The organism is Billgrantia aerodenitrificans (assembly GCF_021404405.1).
GTDB lineage: Bacteria > Pseudomonadota > Gammaproteobacteria > Pseudomonadales > Halomonadaceae > Halomonas > Halomonas aerodenitrificans.
In genome coordinates, this window is the sequence record NZ_JABFTV010000012.1 from 109,986 (window position 1) to 128,046 (window position 18,061).

Here is an 18,061-nt window from a genome sequence, read left to right on the forward strand (position 1 = left end):
CCATGTTTCCTTTGAAACCTCTTGCCTTGGGGGTCTGCCTAATCGCCATTCCGAGCCTGGCCTCGGCGAGCGCGCTCACCGTCTACTCCGCCGGGCCCGGTGCGCTGATCGAAGACCTTGCCGCCGACTTCACCAGGGAGACGGGTATCCAGGTCAACGTCTTCCAGAGCACCACTGGCCAGGTCATGGCACGACTGGAGTCCGAGCAATCCAATCCGCTGGCGGACGTGGTGATCTCCGCCTCCTGGGACAGTGCAAAATCGCTGCATGAGCAGAACCTGTTGCACCCCTACCTCTCGCCCAATGCCGAGACGGTACCTGACTTTCTCAAGTCCGAACACTACGTCGCCCAGGGCGTTTCGGCTCTGGCGCTCGTGTGGAATCGCGACAGCGATGTCCCTCAACCAGGCGATTGGAGCGATCTCACCGATGCAGCCTATCGCGATCAGGTCACCATGCCCGACCCGGCCCAGTCGGGAGCGGCTTTCGAACTGATCACAGGCCTGCTCACTGCCATGGGCGATGAAGCCACTTGGTCGCTTGTCGAAGAACTCTCCGATAACGGCATGATCGTGCCCGGCCCCAATGCCCGCGCCCTCAATCCGGTGCTGCAGGGTGCCAAGTCGGTGGTGTTCGGTGCGGTAGACTACATCTCGCTTGGCCAGCAGGCCGATGGTGAGGCCATTGAGGTGATCTTTCCGACCAGCGGCACGGTCATCGCCCCTCGACCGATGATGATTCTCGCGTCTAGCCGCATGCCCAACGAGGCCGAGCGGTTCATCGACTTCGTGCTCTCCGAACAGGGGCAGGCGCGGGTCGCCGAGAGCTATCTCATGCCGGCCCGCAGCGATATCGAGGCGCTGCGTCCGACGCTCGAGGAATTGACCCTGATCGACGTGGACAGCGAGGCGATGAATGCTCAGCGCGACGTCATCCTGCAGCGCTTCCGCGAGGTCACGGGTAGTTGATGTCCGAGCGTATTGCCTGGCGCCTGCCCCGGGTCAACGGGGCTGGCGTCATCATGCTGCTGACGGCGATGGCCCTGTTGCTGCTGGTGGGGTTGCCGCTCCTCTACGTGTTACTGCAGGCCATCTTCCCCGGCTGGTCGCGTGGCGAGCTAAACGGTGCCTTCACCCTTTTCGTTCCCTTGCTCTCCGATCCGGCACTGCTCGGGCTGCTGGGCAATACCCTGCGCCTGGGTCTAGCCGTGGTGGTCGTCTGCGCCCTGCTGGCCATTCCCCTGGGTGCACTGAGAGCTTTGACCCGGGTACCCGGGGGTGCCTCCTGGGACCTGATCTTCCTGATTCCTTTCATGATCCCACCCTATATCGCGGCACTCTCCTGGATGCTGACGCTGCAGCCTCGGGGCTATGCCGAGCAGCTCACTGGGCTTTCCGGTGGCGCATTTCTGTTTTCGTTCTCCGGCATCGTCTTCGTGATGGTGCTCAACGTCTTTCCGGTGGTCTACTTCGCCGTGTCGCGCACCATGATGAGTGTCGGCGGTCGCTATGCCGCCGCGGCCCGGGTCAGCGGCGCCGGCCCCTGGCGCGCCTTCTGGCGCATCACGCTGCCGCTATCCACCCCTGGCATCGCGGCCAGTCTGCTGCTGGTTTTCGCCCTGACCATCGAGGAATTCGGGACACCGGCGACGCTGGGCGCGCAAGCTGGCTACAAGGTTCTGGTCACCGGCATTCATGAGCGCTTCTCCGACTGGCCCATCGATATCCCAGGGGCGGCAGTGTTGTCGCTGCTTCTGGTGATGCTGGCCATGGCCGCCTTCTACCTGCAGCACTGGCTGGTGACACGACGCTCCTTCGTCAGCCAGACAGGCAAGCCTGCCGCCCCGGAAAGCATCGAGCTCGGACTCTGGCGCTGGCCGGTGCTGGCGCTCTTCGGACTGGTCGGACTGATCTCGGTGGGCGTGCCGATCCTTGCCGTGCTGGCCACCGCCTTCACCGGCACCCTCTCCGGCGGACTGACCCTGGAGAACGTTTCACTGCGCCACTTCGAGGCATTGCTGGCCAACCGCGGCGGTGCGCTGCAGGCACTTTCCACCAGCCTGGGCCTGGCCATCGGTGCCGCCATACTCACCGGCATACTAGGGGCTCTCGTCGGCTATCTGGTGGTACGCGCACAACTGCGCGGCAAGGGCCTACTCGACCTGCTCTCGCTACTGCCCAATACCATGCCCGGCATCGTGGTCGCGGTGGGCTTGATCCTGGCCTGGAACCAAGCCTGGTGGCCGATTCAGATCTACAATACCGGTGCCATGCTGCTCCTCGCCTACGCCTGCCTGTTGCTTCCCTATCCGGTGCGCTACGCCTCGGCGGCCTTCCGCCAGATGGGCGAAAGTCTGGAAGCCGCCGCGCGTGTCTGCGGCGCTGGTTTCTTTACCGCCTTCCGACGCATCCTGCTGCCCGCCCTGGCACCGAGTTTGATCGTCTCCATGCTACTGGTCTTCGCCATTGCGTCACGTGAACTGGTCGCATCACTGATGGTGGCCCCCGCCGGCATGCGCACGGTCTCGACCTTCGTCTTCGGTCAGTTCGAGCAGGGCTCTCCTGGAGTCGGCATGGCGATGAGTGCCGTGGCGATCTTCACCACCACGGCGCTGCTGGTGGCGCTGACCGTATTCAGCCGCAAGCGTCTGCCGATTGCCGGTTGAGGCGAGCGGCAGGTCCGGTCGCTGAGGCATGGCAACAGAAAAGATTCGCTATCAGGAGTGGATGGTCATGCCGCAACCATTGAGCAGTTCAATCGTGTATCTGATCCGTCACGGCCAAACGACAGGAGACATCGAGAAGAGATTTGGGGGCGCCTACGACGACTACCTGACCGATCTCGGTAAAGAGCAGAGCCGCAACGTAGCGCAGGCATTACAAGATTCACCATTGGAGATCGTCTACTCGAGCTCCCTCAACCGCGCGTTGGAAACGGCAGACATCATTGCGGATTGTCTTGACGTGCCACGTGGTGTCCTCCCGGAGTTCAGGGAATGCAATCGTTACGGCATCCTGTCAGGCATGACCAAGCATGAGGCGCTACAGCATCACCCACAAGAAGTCGCCAAGCTAAAAGACCCGGCGGGCACTGTCACGGGCGCAGAATCTTATCGCGACTTCAGACAGCGGGTGACGGCTGCTTTCGAAAGACTATTTACCGACGGCGCGCAAGGAGAGATAGCCTTAGTGACTCATGGAGGCGTATTTCGTCTATTGTTCCGCGACATCCTGGGACTCGGAGAAGCATCTGTCGGCGACTGTGCCCGGATAAAATTATGGGTTGGGCAAAAAGGAATACGCGTGATCGAACAACATGGAATCAACATGAAGTGAGGCGATGTCTCTCCTGCCGCTCCCGCACCAATCAGAGGGACCCGCGGCCAAACCCCATATGCACTGTCACCGTTTCATCATGTACGCGCCCCCTAGTCGTAACATGACACGGGCATCCTCGGAAACAAGCTCCCCGGCAGCGAGGATGCCATGCGAATATGTCTTGTCAGTGAGACCTGGGCACCGGAAATCAACGGCGTCGCCCACACCCTGGCGCAGCTGAGTCTCGAACTGCAGGCGCGCGGCATGGCACTGCAGCTCATCCGCCCGCAGCCGGCAAACGGTAGCGCTTCAGAACTCACCCCGGGCATGCAGGCCGAGCTGCGAGTGCCAGGCATGGCGATTCCTGGCTACCGTGCCGTGCGCATCGGCATGCCGGCCGGCCGCCGCATCCAGCGCCTGTGGCAGGTTCAGCGCCCCGACGTGGTGTACCTGGCCACGCAAGGGCCGCTGGGCTGGTCGGCACGGCATGCGGCCAAACGCCTGGGTATCCCGCTGGTGGCCGGCTGGCATACGAATTTCGATCATTACTGCGGCGATTACGGCGTACCCTGGCTCGCCCCGCTGCTGATGCGTGGGCTGCGCCACTTTCACAACGGCTGCCAGGCCAACCTGGTACCCACCCGACAGCAGGCTAATGACTTGGCCGGCCATGGCTTCGAGCGTCTGGAAGTGATGGGGCGCGGCATCGACCAGGAGCGCTTCTCACCCGGGCTACGCTGCGCCGAGCTGCGCCGCAGCTGGGGGGTCGATGAGCACAGCCCGGTGGCGCTGCACGTCGGCCGCCTTGCGGCCGAGAAGAATCTCACGCTGCTGCGCGAAACGCTCCACGTCATGCGCAGCGCCCGCCCCGACATGGCGCAGGTGATCGTCGGCGACGGCCCGGCACGGCGCTCCCTGGAGAAGGCGTTGCCGGAGGTGCATTTCACCGGCTTCATCTCACCCGAAGACCTGGCCCGTCACTACGCCAGCGCCGACATGTTCCTGTTCCCCTCGCTCTCCGAGACCTGGGGCAACGTGGTACCGGAAGCCATGGCTAGCGGCCTGGCAGTGGTGGCCTATCGCCACGCTGCCGCCGCCGAGCTGATCGACAGCGGCGTTAATGGCGTGACGGTGACCGCCGGCGACGCCGAGGCGTTTCGCGATGCCGCCGTGGCGCTGTGCCAGCAACCCGCCCGCTACGCTCAGATGGGCCGTGCTGCGCAATTGCGCAGCCAGACCTGCCGCTGGCCCGCCATTGCCGACAAGTTCTTGTCCGTCTTACAACAGGCCCGGGAGATAGACCATGAGACCACGCGCCCCTGCCGTATTTGATCGCCTCGACCTGTTGGAGTGGCGGCTGTGCCAGCGCTTCGCCAACCTCAGCCTGTACACGCCTTGGCTGGCCACCCTGCGCCTGGCCAGCCGCCTGGGCGACTGGCCACTGTGGGTGGCATTGATCGCCGCCCAGCCGTGGCTCCAGCCCGAGGCGGGGCTCGCCTTCTTCCTGCAGTACGCCGTGACAGGGCTCGTCGCCATCCTGATCTATCGCCTGATCAAGACGCGCCTCTGCCGGGAGCGCCCCTTCATCACCTTCGTCAACCTGATCCAGTGCGGCGAACCGGCCCGCGACCGCTACAGCTTTCCCAGCGGGCACACCATGCACGCGGTGATGTTCTGCGTGATGACGGCGGCCCATGCGCCCTGGCTGCTGCCATTGCTGGTACCGCTGGCGGCACTGATCGCCCTCTCGCGGGTCGGCCTGGGCCTGCACTACTTCAGCGATGTCGCCGCCGGCGCTGCCATTGGCTATGCCTTCGGCCTGACGAGTCTCTATCTGGCGGGTTGAGTCGCATTCATGAGGACGTCACCCAACCGTAACGCGATGGACCGCAAGTCGTAATGCCAAGACAGCAGGATGGCAGCCGTAACAGTTCGCTACCTTTCCGCAAAACAGGTGATCGACAATGCTGTCCCAACGTTTCTCCCCTCTGCTGCTGCGTACCGCCGTTGCCGGCGTCCTGACCACCATGGCGTTTCAGGCCAGCGCCGACCTCTCCTCGCGCTACACCGATGCCGATGGCGACATGGTCGCCGATATCCCCAGCGATGAGTCCCGCTGGGTCGATCCCAGCACGCTGGTGTTCGCCTACACCCCGGTGGAAGACCCGGCCGTCTATGCCGACGTCTGGGCCGACTTCCTCGACCACCTGGGCGAAGCGACCGGCAAGCGGGTGCAGTTCTTCCCGGTGCAGTCCAACGCCGCCCAGCAGGAGGCACTGCGTGCCGGCCGTCTACACGTGGCCGGCTTTAACACCGGCGGCGTGCCGGTGGCGGTGAACTGCGGCGGCTTCCGTCCCTTCGCCATCATGGCCGCCGAGGACGGTAGCTACGGCTACGAGATGGAGATCATCACCCACCCGGACAGCGGCATCGAAAGCATGCAGGACCTGGCCGGTCGTCAGTTGGCGTTCACCTCGCCCACCTCAAACTCTGGTTTCCGCGCCCCCTCGGCACTGCTGCGCAGCGAGTACGGCATGGAGGCCGACGAAGACTTCGAAACCGCCTTCTCCGGCTCGCATGACAACTCCATCCTCGGCGTGATCAACCGTGACTACGACGCCGCCGCCATTGCCAACTCGGTCGCCCACCGCATGCTGGCCCGCGGTGTGATCAACGAAGGCGACTACGAGGTCATCTACACCTCCGAGACCTTCCCCACCACCGCCTACGGCATTGCCCACAACCTGAAGCCGGAACTCCAGGAGCAGATCCAGGAGGCCTTCTTCAGCTACGACTGGTCCGGCACGCCGCTGGAAGCCGAGTTCGCCAACTCCGGGGAAGCTCAGTTCATTCCCATCACCTATGAAGAGCACTGGTCGGTGATCCGCACCATCGCCGACGCCAATGGCGTCACCTACGACTGCGACTGATGCGGGAGCGGCTGCGCACCGCAGCCTGACACCACAAGAGCGGCCGGGGAAACGCCCCGGCTGCTCCGTGCATGAAAGAAGGGAGCTGCACCATGCTGACTCTATCCCAGGTCACCAAGCGCTACCCCACAGGGGACCGCGCTCTGACCGACATCGACCTGACCCTGCCACGCGGCCAGGTCATGGCGCTGATCGGCCCCTCCGGAGCCGGCAAGAGCACGCTGATTCGCTGCGTCAATCGTCTGGTGGAACCCACCAGCGGCAGCATCCGCCTGGAGGACACCGAGCTGACCCGACTCTCCGGCGCGGCGCTGCGCCGGGCACGCCGCTCCATGGCCATGATCTTCCAGGAGTACGCTCTGGTGGATCGCCTCACGGTGATGGAGAACGTACTCTCGGGACGGCTCGGCTACGTCGGCTTCTGGCGCAGCTTCACGCGTCGCTACCCACAGGAAGACATTGCCGAAGCCTTCCGCCTGCTCGACCGGGTCGGCCTGCCGCACGCCATGGACAAGCGTGCCGACGCACTCTCCGGTGGCCAGCGCCAGCGGGTGGGTATCGCCCGGGCCCTGATCCAGAGCCCGCGCCTGCTGCTGGTGGACGAGCCCACTGCGAGCCTCGACCCCAAGACCTCGCGTCAGATCATGCGCCTGATCCGCGAGCTGTGTGCCGAGCGCAATCTGGCCGCCATCATCAACATTCACGATGTGGCTCTCGCCCAGCAGTTCGCCGATCGCATCGTTGGCCTGCGTGCCGGCGAGATCGTCTTCGACGGTAAGCCCAATGAGCTGGACGCGGAGACCCTCACGACCATCTATGGCGAGGAGGAGTGGGATACCCGAGTTCAGGACGACATCGGCGAGAGCACACCGCCGCGTGAGGTACCGGCTTCCCGACTCACGCTGGCCAGTGGTGGCGCCTCATGAGCCGCCAGGCAAAGGCCCAGGCAGGCCAGTGGCGACGGCTGCCGCTGATCGAGAACCCCAAGTTGCGTTGGGGATTGGTCGTGGGCCTTGCCGTCTACCTGGTACTGGCACTGGCCTCGGTGGAGGTCAACTGGACTCGGGTCGCCGAGGGCGCCGGTCGCGGGCTGAACTTCCTGGCCGCTTTCACCCAGCCTGATTTCATCAGCCGCCGCGGCGACATCATCAATGGCATTCTCGAAAGCCTGACCATGACCGTCACCTCGACGGTGATCGGCGTGGCCCTATCGATCCCGGTGGGACTTGGCGCTGCGCGCAACATCGCACCCTGGCCCATCTACTACCTGTGCCGCGGCATCATCACCGTGTCGCGTACCTTCCAGGAGATCATCATCGCCATTCTGTTCGTGGTGATGTTCGGCTTCGGCCCCCTGGCCGGCATGATCACGCTGGCCTTCGCCACCATCGGTTTCATGGCCAAGCTGCTGGCCGAGGATATCGAGGATCTGGACTGGCGTCAGGTCGAGGCGGTTCGCGCCACCGGGGCCAACTGGTGGCAGACCATGAACCACGCCGTACAACCCCAGGTGATGCCGCGCCTGATCGGGCTCTCGATGTACCGCCTGGACATCAACTTTCGCGAATCGGCGGTGATCGGCATCGTCGGGGCGGGCGGCATCGGCGCCACCCTCAATACCTCGATCAGCCGCTACGAGTACGACACCTCGGCGGCAATACTCTTGATCATCATCGCCATCGTGCTGTTGTGTGAGTACAGCTCGAGCTACATCCGCCGCTGGACCCAATGATGCGATGGCGGTGTGCGCGCCGCCCATTGTCTTTGTCTGAAAGGATTGACACATGCCCGTCTCGACGACTCCGCAGGGCACGCCCATCTGGCACCTGCGCACCACCCGCGCCCAGTGGCTGGGCTATCTTGGCTGGCTGGCCGGCGCCTGCCTATTCTTGCTGTGCTGGAAGGTGATCTCCGACAATACCATGTGGGTCTTCGTCGAGGACGCCGGCCGCCAGGGCAGCGATCTCATCAGCCGCATGCTGCCGCCACAGTGGAGCTACGCCCACCGGCTGTGGAAGCCGATGTGGGATACCCTAAACATCGCCACTCTGGGTACGCTGCTGGGCATCGCCATGGCCTTCCCGGTGGCCTTCCTGGCGGCCCGTAACACCTCACCGCACCCGCTGGTGCGCAGCGCCGCCTTGCTGATCATCGTCTCGTCGCGCTCCATCAACTCGCTGATCTGGGCCATGCTGCTGGTGACCATTCTCGGTCCTGGGGTGCTGGCCGGCATCATCGCCATCGCCCTGCGCTCCATCGGTTTCATCGGCAAGCTGCTTTACGAGGCCATCGAGGAGATCCACCCCACCCCGGTCGAGGCGATCAGCGCCACCGGCGCCGGACGCATGCAGGTGATGAGCTACGGCGTGCTGCCTCAGGTCATGCCTGCCTTTGCCGGCATCAGCGTCTATCGTTGGGACATCAACATCCGGGAATCCACGGTGCTGGGCCTGGTGGGCGCCGGCGGCATCGGGCTACAGCTCAACGCCGCCATCAACAGCCTGGCCTGGAATCAGGTCAGCGTCATCTTCGTGATGATCTTCGTCACCGTACTCGCCTCGGAGTGGATCTCCGCCCGGGTGCGCCACGCCATCATCTGACCGCCGCGACAGGAAACCGACCATGCGCTTTACCAATGCCGAGGTGATCACTCTCGACCTAATTCGTCACGGTGAGCCGGTGGGCGGCCGCATGCTGCGCGGCACCACCGACCATCCCTTGAGCGAACGGGGCTGGCAGCAGATGCAGACTGCCATCAACGACCTGCTGATCGATGGAAATCCGCCGTGGGACGCCATCGTTACCTCGCCGCTCTCCCGCTGTCGTGAGTTCTCCCTATGGCTGGGTGAGCAATACGACCTGCCGGTGACGATAGAGCCAGCACTCGCCGAGATGGACCTTGGAGACTGGGAGGGCAAGACCCACGCCGAAGTGCGTGCCCTTGAAAAGGAGACGGATCGCCAGGCCGCCCTGTGGGCCGACCCCAGCCAGACGTCGCCACCTGGTGGAGAAAGCGTCGAGGCTTTCGACAAGCGAGTGGGCGTGGCCTGGCAGGGGCTGCTGGAAACGCCAACTGGCAGCCACTTGCTGGTGGTATGCCATCTGTTCGTGACCAATGCCGTACTGCGCCAGGTACTCGAGCAGCCGCTCTCGCGCATCCTGGCCTTCGACCTACCCTATGCCGCTAGCTGCCGTATTCGCCATGAGCGCCATGCGCTGGGCGAGACCAGCCTGGTGGAGTGGATCGGGCGGTAACGCCCTTCAGCCATCGACGTCCACCGCCCTGCTGCTGCGCGCACAGCGCAGCAGGCAGAACACCGCCAGCGCGCCTGTCGCCGTCGGCAGCAGGAACCCGACGGCGTAGCTATCGCTCTGCCACACGATCAGGCTGAACAGTGCCGGCCCCACCAGCACCCCCATATAGGTCAGCACTAGCACGGCGGCGGTAGCCTCGCCTACTTCCCCCGGCTCGCAGCGCCGCGCCACCTCGGCCAGGTAGACGCCGTTCCAGCCCACGGCCGTGGCGCCGGCGACCACCATGAGAGCGATGGTCAGCCAGATGGGAAGCGAGCCGCTCAGTAGCGCCAGCAGCAGGAACACCAGGGTGATGCCGGCTGCCAGGCCGAAAAGCACCGGCAGACTGGCCCTCAAGCGATCCGCCAGGGCGCCCCAGAGCAGGCGCCCGGTTACCCCCGCCACGTGCACCATCGATATGACGGCACCTGCTGCCACCAGAGTCAGCAACAGCTCCTCCACCATGTAAGCCACCGCAAAGCTGAGCAGCGAAAGCTGTGCCGCCGACAGGCAGAAGCCGGCGGCACCCAGCCATAGCATGGCCCGGGAGCGGTGAAGCACGGTCAGGCTTCCGCCGCCCTGCATGCGCACGCTGGCATCCCGCGTCGCATCCCAGAAAGCGCGTCGCAGCTGAAGCAGCAGCAAGGTGAAAAGGCAGGCGGTGCCGACCGCCAGGAAGGCCGCCTGCCAGTTCCAGATGGCTGCCAGCGGCGGTGCCATCAGGCCGGCCAGCACACCGCCCAAGGGCACGCCGGTCTGCTTGATGGAGTAGACCAGATTTCGCCGCTCGGCGGGGGTAAAGCGGGTCAACAGCTCCGCCGCCGCGGGACTGGTCAGGCCATAGGCCAGGCCCAGCAGCAGCGTCGTGGCCAGCAGCGCTAACGGCGTGCCGAGCAGCGCCATCAGGCAGCCCGCCATCACCAGCGCCATCGCCAGTTGGCTGGCCCGGCAGCCGCCCAGGCGCCGCGCCACCACCGCCGACTGCAGCGAGGCCAGCATCGCCACGCCATACAGCAGGCTGACCTGAAGGCCGACCAGATTAGTGGCTACCCCAAAGGCCGCCGCGATCTGGGGTGCCAAGGTAGGCACCAGCAGCATGCCGCCACTGCACAACACCTGCACCCAGGTCGTCGCCGCCAATACCCACCAACCTTCCCTGGGGCCGGGTGGCGATGTAGCGGCGGAAGATAAGGCAGGCATGGCAGGCTCCGGTGATGACAGGCAAAACCGTTAGCCTACACACAAATTTTCGACTTTAGCCAACGTTATTGACGAAGACTGCCTTCGTCGTGCCAACCGCTCGACGCCCGACTACCAGGGCAGCGCCTCGCCGTTGCTGTGCCAGAACCCCCCGCTGTTCTCCAGGGTCAACGCCTCGATGCGCGCGGCGATACCGGCTGCCGCTTCCTCGGGGGTTATCAGCCCGCCGAAATTGACCATGCGGGTCTGCACGTACCCCGGATGCAGCTGGGCCACCGCAATGCCGCGGGGCTTGAGATCCATGGCCAACGACTTGCCGAAGGCGTTGAGCGCCGCCTTGGAAGCCCGGTAGCCGTAGCGGCCGCCGGAGTCGTTATCGGCGATCGACCCCATGCGACTGGTGATGTTGGCTACCTTGCTGCCCGCCCCGAGATTGTCGAGCAGCGCCTCGGTCACCCGCAGCGGAGCGTAGGCGTTGACCTCCATCTGTTCGCGAATGGTGTCGAAATCGAGCGAGCCCAGCGACTCATCGCGCAGCAGGCCGGCGTTGTTGATCAGCAAGTCCAGACGCTGCCCCGCCAGCGCCTCGGCCAGCCGTGCGACGTCCTCGGTGCGGGTCACGTCGACCCCATCGATGACCTGATCGGCCAGCTCGTCGAGCTCCTGTGAGGTGCTGCGGCAGACACCGTACACGCGCCAGCCCGCCTTCTTGTAATGGCGCGCCAGCGCCAGGCCGATGCCGCGATTGGCACCGGTAATCAGAACCGTGGAAGACATCCCGACTCCCCTTCGTTGCGTGTTGTGATGACGCCACCAGTGTGGTCGCCGCCTGGCGAAGTGCAAGCGCCGATTCAGCACATATCCCTCAACGCAGACCCGGCATATAATGGTTACGCAATGTAACCCCTCGCGGGCCCTCTTACCGATGCTTGCCATCGAACAAGGACGCTTTCATGGCCAATCGCGCCTCCACCACTACCCTTGCCGCCCTGGGCGGCGCCGCCATCGGTTTGATCGTTGGCTGGCAAGTACCGAGCAACTCGACCGCTCCCGTCCCGACCGTCGATCAGGCCGTAGCGGACGACAGCGTCTCAACACCGGCCTTGCAACTTGGCGAACGACTGCGCAGCGAACTCACCTCGTCCAGCGAGCTCAACGGCAAGGATGGCAGCCGCTTCGAGCGTTTCCATCTACCGGTCGAAGAGGGAACCCTGATCGAGATCGAGCTCGGCGGCCCTCTGCACGGCACGCTTTCGCTCTACGATCCCGAGCTGCAGCTGCTCGCCACCAGCGCGAGCCCCATGTATTACGACGTCTCGGCGGCAACCTCTCTGCGTCGCCGGATCGACGAGGGCGGCGACTACGTGGTGGTAGTCAGCGGTCAGGACATGCACAGCTACGGCCCCTTCACCCTCACCACCCGGGAGATGGAGCTGACGACCAGCGATACGCTGGCCATGCCCTCCAGCGCCGACGGCTGGCTGCAGGACGGTGGCGACACCTTTAGCGTGACCATCGAGGAGAGCGGCCTCTATCAGTTCGAGATGCGCTCCAGCGACGTAGACGCCTACCTGGTGCTCGAAGGCCCCAATGGCTATCGCCGTGAGGACGACGACAGCGCCGGAAACCTGGACGCCCGCATCGCCGATTTCCTCGAACCCGGGGAGTATCGTCTCACCGCGCGCAGCGCCTACGGCCAGGACAGCGGCCTCTATACTCTGGAGCTGGCTCCCCATGAGCTGGCCAGCGATGAGACGCTGCGCAACAGCGGTGAGCTGGCAATCGACGAGCCGCTGTTCGGCTGGTTCAGCGGCAATGGCCTGGAGTATCAGCTCACTCTCGAGGCGCCGGCGATGGTGACGCTGGATATGCTCTCGGCCGACTTCGATGCTTTTCTGGAGCTGCATGGCGATGGCGTCTTTGCCAGCGATGACGATGGTGGCGAAGGGCTGAACGCGCGGCTGATCCGCTCGCTGGAAGCCGGCGAGTACACCGTGCTGGCTCGCAGCCACAGCGGCCAGGGCAGCGGCCTGTTCGAGCTGCGTGCGGCCGCCATCCCCCTCGACGAACTCGCTAGTGAAGGGCAACTGGAGAGCGGACGCGCGCTGCAGGCGTGGCTGGAGCCGGGTGCACGCAACGTCTATGAGATCGTGATCGAGGAGGCCGGCAACTATCGTCTGGACCTGCATTCCGACGATTTCGACGCCTATCTCGAACTCGAGGGCGAAGGGCTCTTTCTGAGCGACGATGACGGTGGCGATGGGATGAACTCGCGCATCGCCACTCACCTGGAGACGGGCACCTACCGCGCCACTGCCCGGGCCTACGGCAACAGCGAGAGCGGAAGCTTCACGCTCTCGCTCAGCGCCGAATAACGCAGCATCCCGCCAACCGGCCTCGCTCGCTCCGCGAGGCCGGTACACGCCCGCCGTCAGTGCCGGCAGCGCCGCTCGATGAACAGACTGTTGCCAGCTTGTCGCTTGGCTTGTTGCTTGAGTTCCGAAAGATCTTCGGATATTGCCAGGACGTCACAGCCGCGACCATCACTTACCGGCCTTGCCGCCAGCGACAGACTGACGAAGGGATAGAACGTCACGCGGCCCTGCCGACTCTCGACCCGTACCCCGCCGGCTCGGCGATCCTCCGCATCGTAGAAGTCCGGCGCCATGGCGCCGAATGCTGTCAGAATACGGTGACAGCGCGCCTCCCAACCGGCATCGTCCAGTAGCAGCATGAAGTCATCACCGCCGATGTGACCGATGAACCCCGTCTTGCCGACCTGCTCATCGAGCAGCTGAGCCAGCGCCAGAATCACCCGGTCGCCCCGCGCATAGCCGTAGGCGTCGTTATAGGCCTTGAAGTTGTCGAGATCGCAGTAGACGGCAGTGAAGACCTTGCCATGCTCCAGCCATTCGCTCAGCGTCTCGTTGATCATCAGGTTCCCGGGTAGACCGGTGAGCGGATTGGCATGGCGCGCCTGACGCACCTGAATGGCAGTGATCTCGCGCAACAGGTCAACGATATTACCCATGCCGCGATAGCGGCCCTCGCCGTCGACGATGACGAAATCCTCCTGGGGCACATCCGCACTGTCGGTGAGCTGCTGGCTGAGCAGGGTCAGCGGCGTTTCATCGACGGCCACGGCGAAGCGTGAATCGCACATGTCCCGCACCAGACGCTTGGCGAACAGGGCATGACTGTAGGGGTTGGTGAACAGGGTAAGAAACTCGCTGCGCCGCACCACACCGACCGGCCTGTCGTTTTCCACCACCGCCACACAGCGCAGGCCCGGCTCGCCACGAAACCGTCCGCTCAACTCCAGTACAGGCATCTGCGGTTCGATCGGTGCCAGCGACTTCATGATGGTGTGAGCGCTGCGTACCAGTCCGTGACGGGCCGAGGCTCCGACCGGCAGTGAGCGGCCGATATCTCGCGACGGGGTCTGGCTGGGACGGGCAAAGTAGTAGCCTTGCAGCAGCGACAGGCTGCGATCCAGCTCCCACAGCGAGCGGTACTCCTCGGCGGTTTCCACGCCTTCCGCTATCAGCTGGCAGCCGAGGCTGCGCGATACATCGAGAATCGAGCGCAGGAACTGCCGCTTGTCGGGGTCCTGATCGATGCCGGAGATGAAGTGGCGGTCGAGCTTGACGAAGTCGGGGCGCAGCTCGGCCCAGTGGCGCAGACTCGAATGGCCGGCCCCTAGGTCGTCCAGCGCAACCTGAAAACCCATGTCGCGATAGTGCTCCACCGCTTGGCGCATCAGCACGTAATCGGTGATCGGCAGATGTTCGGTGAGTTCGATGACGACACGATTGGGAGCCAGCCCATGGTCGCGCAGATAGCCCAGGGTCAACCCCTCGCTGAAGTCCCGCTCGACGATGGTCAACGGCATCACGTTGAGGAACAGCCTACCGGGCAAGCCTAGCCGCACGAAGGCGGCAATCGCCAGGCGGCGGCACAGCAGATCGAGCTCTACCAGCAGGCCCGACTGAATGGCCACCTCGAACAGGACCAACGGAGAGTGCAGCCTGGAGCCTTCGGGGCCGCGAATCAGCGCCTCGTAGCCGTGCACGCACTGCCTGGCGACATCGACAATGGGTTGGAAGCATGGCGTGAGCCGCTCGCCCTCTATGATCGCTCTGAGCTCGCTCTCCTCGATGTCGGAGGTCGTCATGGTCAGCCCTGAAATGGTGTCAGGGCGAGATTGCAACGTTTAGATGACAGCACCATGACAGCGGTGCGTGGCGCTTCGCCTTCTCGAGCCTCCACTGTCACCATGGCGTCACTCGGACGACGCAGGATGGTGAGGCATCCTGCCATGCAGAGCCGAACCATGAACATATTGATGCTTTCCGACGTCTACTTTCCCCGCATCAACGGTGTCGCCACCTCGATTGCCAGCTTCCGCGATGCGCTACAAAGGCTCGGCCATTCCGTCACCCTGGTCTGCCCCGGCTATCCCGTGGGGCAAGTGGATGAACCGGACGTACTGAGGATCTCCTCGCGCGGCGTTCCTGGCTCCCCCGAAGATCGCATGATGCACTATCGCGAGGTGATGAGACTGGCGCCGCGGCTCGCCGCAGAGCACTTCGACCTGGTACACATTCACACTCCCTTCGTCGCCCACTATGCCGGCGTGGCGCTGGCAAGGCGGCTGGGCATTCCGGCCCTGGCCACCTACCACACGCTGTTCGAGGAGTATCTCCCCCTCTATGTTCGCGGCGTACCCAGCCGTTGGCTGCGCTTCCTCGCCCGGCGCCTCTCGGTGTGGCAGTGCCGCCGGCTGGCAGCGCTGGTGGCACCGTCGCATGCCATGCACGACACACTCCTCCGCTATGGCGTCAAAACGCCCGTGGCAGTCATCCCCACCGGGTTGGCGCTGGAGCGCTTCCGTCATTCCGTCGAGGACGATGACTTCCGCGACCGCTTCCATCTGCCGAAAAACGCCCGGCTGTTGTTGTTCGTCGGACGCCTCGCCTTCGAGAAAAACATCGCCTTTCTGATCGACCTGCTGCCCCGGGTGCTGGCCGAGCATCCCGATACGCGCCTGATCATTACTGGCGAAGGACCGGCCCGAGCGGCCTTGGCACGCCGGGCACGGCAGATCGGCATGGAGTACGCCGTGCACTTTCTTGGCTACCTGGGGCGCAACGGCCCGCTGCAGACCGCCTACCGTGCGGCCGATGCCTTCATCTTCGCCTCACGCACCGAAACCCAGGGGTTGGTGCTGCTGGAGGCCATGGCGCTGGGTACCCCAGTCGTCTCCACCGCCATGATGGGCACCCGCGACGTGCTGGTTGACGGTGCGGGTTGCCTGATTGCCGACGAGGATCTCGACGACTTCGCCGCCAAGGTGAACCGACTGCTCGGCGATGAAGCGCTGCGCGGCGAACTGGCGCAGCGTGCCATGACCCATGCGGCAGGCTGGCACGAGGACGCCAAGGCCGCCGAACTGGCCGGGCTTTATGCTCGAATAGCAGGGATGCAAATAGCAGGGAGCGGTAACGCCAGAGCGGTGCCACTCACCACGCTGACGGCCTCCAGTACCCAACAGACGGTATCGTCTGCGATAGAGGCATCAATCTGCAAAGCCATAGAAAAAGAGGCAGACGCCGAAGTCATGCTGAAGGAAGTCCGATAGCTTTGGCAAACTTCACATCTTGCCCGTCCTGGGGGCGTCACCACTCTGTCACCATACGTCGTTAGCGTCGGGGAGACCTAGCGCTTCGACAGGAGAAGCCCTATGCCACGGCGCCAGCGCGAACCGCTCAGTGACGAGGAGATCGATTTCCTGGTCCAACTGGCAAATGGCAATGCCCTGGCCCACCGCCGCCGCCGTGAGCGCGAGCGGCGGCGCCGGACTGGAGCCCCACCCCCGGACCGAACCGCCGTATGACCGCTGTTCGGAACGGCAGCTGCTATGCTTTGGCTAGGCTCTTTCGATGGAATGAGACGCTGGTGGAAACTGACCCAATCAACACGGAAGTGAATGCCAAGCGGCGGCTGCGACTGCGCCCCGCGACACCCGAGGATCGTCCCTTGCTCGAGCGCTGGGACACCGAGCCCCATGTCGTTGCGGCCAACCCCAACGACAAATGGGAGTGGCAGACCGAGCTGGCCCATCCGGCCGAAGGCTGCCAACAGTTCATCGCCGAGCGCGAAGGACGCGCCATCGGCTTCATCCAGATACTCGATCCCGCCCGTGACGAGAGCGGCTACTGGGGCGAGGTGGGCGACGGCTTGCGTGCCATCGATATCTGGATTGGCGAGCCCGAGGAGCTGGGCAAGGGCTACGGCACCACCATGATGCAGTTGGCCCTGGCGCACTGCTTCGCCGACCCCCGGGTTTCCGCCGTGCTGATCGATCCGCTCGCCGACAATCGTCGGGCCCAGCGCTTCTACGAGCGGCTGGGCTTTCGCTTCGTCGAAAAGCGCCGCCTGGGCAACGACCTCTGCTGTATCTACCGTCTGGAACGCAGCGACTGGTTGGCCTGAGGTCGTCGGTACGCCGCGACGCAGCCCTCGAGACGCTTAGCCCTTGGCCACCAGGAAAGCGCCTGCCGCCACCATCAGCGCCCCCGCGGAGCGGTTAGCCCCCTTCATGGCACGCTCGCTCTGCAGCCACCGGCGCGCGCTGGCGGCCCCCACGGCGACCAGCATCAGTCCCAGCATGAGCCCGACGAACGTCAGCGACACAGTCAACAGCATGTCGCCGGAGGCCAGCGCCACCAGGTCGACGAAGGTCGGCAAGAAGGCGATGTAGAACAGGATCACCTTGGGGTTGGAAGCGGAGATGAGAAATCCCTGCAGAAACCCCTTCACGATGTCGACACGCCGGGATCCTGCCGACAGGTCGGCCTCACCGACGGGCGAGGTCCACAGTTTCCAGGCCAGGTAGAAGAGATAGGCGGCACCGACATAGCGAATCATGGTGAACGCCTCGCCCCAGTGCTCGGCCAGCACCGCCAGCCCGTGAAAGGCCAGCATGAGGTAGAGCAGGTCGCTGACCGTCATGCCCAGCGCCAGAGGCCAGCAGGCACGCGCCCCGGCGGACATGCCGCGGGCCAGGATGGCGAAGATCCCGGGGCCGGGGGTAACGGCGAAGATGAAGATGGCGAGGAAGTAGAGCAAGGCGCTCTCGGGGGACATGGGGGCCTCACGGTCAGGGCGAAAATTCGATCATGCCCGAGTGCAATGCCTCATGACCAGCCCCCATCGCCGGGCGCCAGGCACATCTCATCAGCTCATTCCATCAGAGCCGGTCCATCAGATCCGGCCTGCCAACCATAGCGCCAGCAGCACCACGATCAGCAACAACAG

At 64.4% G+C, this 18,061-nt stretch carries 18 protein-coding genes; 14 read left to right on the plus strand and 4 right to left on the minus strand.

Translation table 11 applies throughout. The features are described 5' to 3' along the window. Positions 1-2: 2 nt before the first annotated feature. The 10 genes from HOP59_RS20115 (at position 3) to HOP59_RS20160 (ending at position 9,502) form a co-directional block, all read left to right on the plus strand. Positions 3-968: an ABC transporter substrate-binding protein gene (locus HOP59_RS20115; protein WP_234255355.1), complete on the plus strand. Its 966-nt coding sequence runs from the start codon at positions 3-5 to the stop codon at positions 966-968. After that, positions 968-2,665 (plus strand): ABC transporter permease, encoded by a 1,698-nt coding sequence (locus HOP59_RS20120; protein ID WP_234255356.1) that lies wholly within the window; start codon positions 968-970, stop codon positions 2,663-2,665. The genes HOP59_RS20115 and HOP59_RS20120 overlap by 1 nt, the downstream gene beginning before the upstream one ends. A 28-nt stretch (positions 2,666-2,693) precedes the next feature. Next, positions 2,694-3,335: a histidine phosphatase family protein gene (locus HOP59_RS20125; protein WP_234255358.1), complete on the plus strand. Its 642-nt coding sequence runs from the start codon at positions 2,694-2,696 to the stop codon at positions 3,333-3,335. A 150-nt stretch (positions 3,336-3,485) separates the two neighbouring features. Continuing rightward, a complete protein-coding gene (locus HOP59_RS20130) occupies positions 3,486-4,649 on the plus strand; it encodes a glycosyltransferase family 4 protein (protein ID WP_234255359.1) in 1,164 nt (387 codons plus the stop codon). Continuing rightward, positions 4,621-5,163: a phosphatase PAP2 family protein gene (locus HOP59_RS20135; protein ID WP_010626601.1), complete on the plus strand. Its 543-nt coding sequence runs from the start codon at positions 4,621-4,623 to the stop codon at positions 5,161-5,163. Before HOP59_RS20130 ends, HOP59_RS20135 begins: the two co-directional genes overlap by 29 nt. 118 nt (positions 5,164-5,281) lie before the next feature. Continuing rightward, positions 5,282-6,247, plus strand: coding sequence for a phosphate/phosphite/phosphonate ABC transporter substrate-binding protein (gene phnD / locus HOP59_RS20140; RefSeq protein ID WP_010626600.1), 966 nt, complete (start codon positions 5,282-5,284; stop codon positions 6,245-6,247). Between the two features lie 92 nt (positions 6,248-6,339). After that, a complete protein-coding gene (phnC, locus tag HOP59_RS20145; RefSeq protein ID WP_010626599.1) occupies positions 6,340-7,173 on the plus strand; it encodes a phosphonate ABC transporter ATP-binding protein in 834 nt (277 codons plus the stop codon). After that, a complete protein-coding gene (phnE, locus tag HOP59_RS20150) occupies positions 7,170-7,979 on the plus strand; it encodes a phosphonate ABC transporter, permease protein PhnE (protein ID WP_234251273.1) in 810 nt (269 codons plus the stop codon). The genes phnC and phnE (HOP59_RS20150) overlap by 4 nt, the downstream gene beginning before the upstream one ends. Positions 7,980-8,031: 52 nt before the next feature. Further along, positions 8,032-8,847 (plus strand): phosphonate ABC transporter, permease protein PhnE, encoded by an 816-nt coding sequence (gene phnE / locus HOP59_RS20155; protein WP_010626597.1) that lies wholly within the window; start codon positions 8,032-8,034, stop codon positions 8,845-8,847. Positions 8,848-8,869: 22 nt separating this feature from the next. Further along, on the plus strand, positions 8,870-9,502 hold the full coding sequence (locus HOP59_RS20160; RefSeq protein WP_234255361.1) for a histidine phosphatase family protein: 633 nt from the start codon (positions 8,870-8,872) through the stop codon (positions 9,500-9,502). Between the two features lie 6 nt (positions 9,503-9,508). Here the strand turns inward: HOP59_RS20160 and HOP59_RS20165 are convergent, their stop codons facing one another. Together HOP59_RS20165 and HOP59_RS20170 are read right to left on the minus strand one after the other, a co-directional pair. Continuing rightward, positions 9,509-10,741, minus strand: coding sequence for an MFS transporter (locus HOP59_RS20165; protein WP_083861773.1), 1,233 nt, complete (start codon positions 10,739-10,741; stop codon positions 9,509-9,511). Positions 10,742-10,852: 111 nt separating this feature from the next. Continuing rightward, positions 10,853-11,518: an SDR family oxidoreductase gene (locus HOP59_RS20170; protein WP_010626594.1), complete on the minus strand. Its 666-nt coding sequence runs from the start codon at positions 11,516-11,518 to the stop codon at positions 10,853-10,855. A gap of 176 nt (positions 11,519-11,694) precedes the next feature. Between HOP59_RS20170 and HOP59_RS20175 the strand changes: the two genes are divergently transcribed. Then, on the plus strand, positions 11,695-13,116 hold the full coding sequence (locus tag HOP59_RS20175) for a hypothetical protein (protein WP_234255363.1): 1,422 nt from the start codon (positions 11,695-11,697) through the stop codon (positions 13,114-13,116). A gap of 56 nt (positions 13,117-13,172) precedes the next feature. On the opposite strand, the gene HOP59_RS20180 is transcribed toward HOP59_RS20175, so the two are convergent. Continuing rightward, positions 13,173-14,915: a bifunctional diguanylate cyclase/phosphodiesterase gene (locus HOP59_RS20180; protein WP_234255365.1), complete on the minus strand. Its 1,743-nt coding sequence runs from the start codon at positions 14,913-14,915 to the stop codon at positions 13,173-13,175. Positions 14,916-15,074: 159 nt separating this feature from the next. Between HOP59_RS20180 and HOP59_RS20185 the strand changes: the two genes are divergently transcribed. From HOP59_RS20185 to HOP59_RS20195, 3 genes are all read left to right on the plus strand, one after another. After that, entirely contained in the window at positions 15,075-16,382 is a 1,308-nt protein-coding gene (locus HOP59_RS20185) for a glycosyltransferase (RefSeq protein WP_234255367.1), read from the plus strand. Between the two features lie 102 nt (positions 16,383-16,484). Continuing rightward, entirely contained in the window at positions 16,485-16,637 is a 153-nt protein-coding gene (locus HOP59_RS20190; protein ID WP_234255369.1) for a hypothetical protein, read from the plus strand. 62 nt (positions 16,638-16,699) lie between these two features. After that, the gene (locus HOP59_RS20195) at positions 16,700-17,236 is read left to right on the plus strand and encodes a GNAT family N-acetyltransferase (RefSeq protein WP_234255371.1); all 537 of its coding nucleotides are present in this window, start codon (positions 16,700-16,702) and stop codon (positions 17,234-17,236) included. A gap of 36 nt (positions 17,237-17,272) precedes the next feature. Here HOP59_RS20195 and HOP59_RS20200 read toward each other — a convergent pair whose 3' ends face one another. After that, on the minus strand, positions 17,273-17,890 hold the full coding sequence (locus HOP59_RS20200) for a LysE family translocator (protein WP_234255373.1): 618 nt from the start codon (positions 17,888-17,890) through the stop codon (positions 17,273-17,275). Positions 17,891-18,061: the final 171 nt, after the last annotated feature.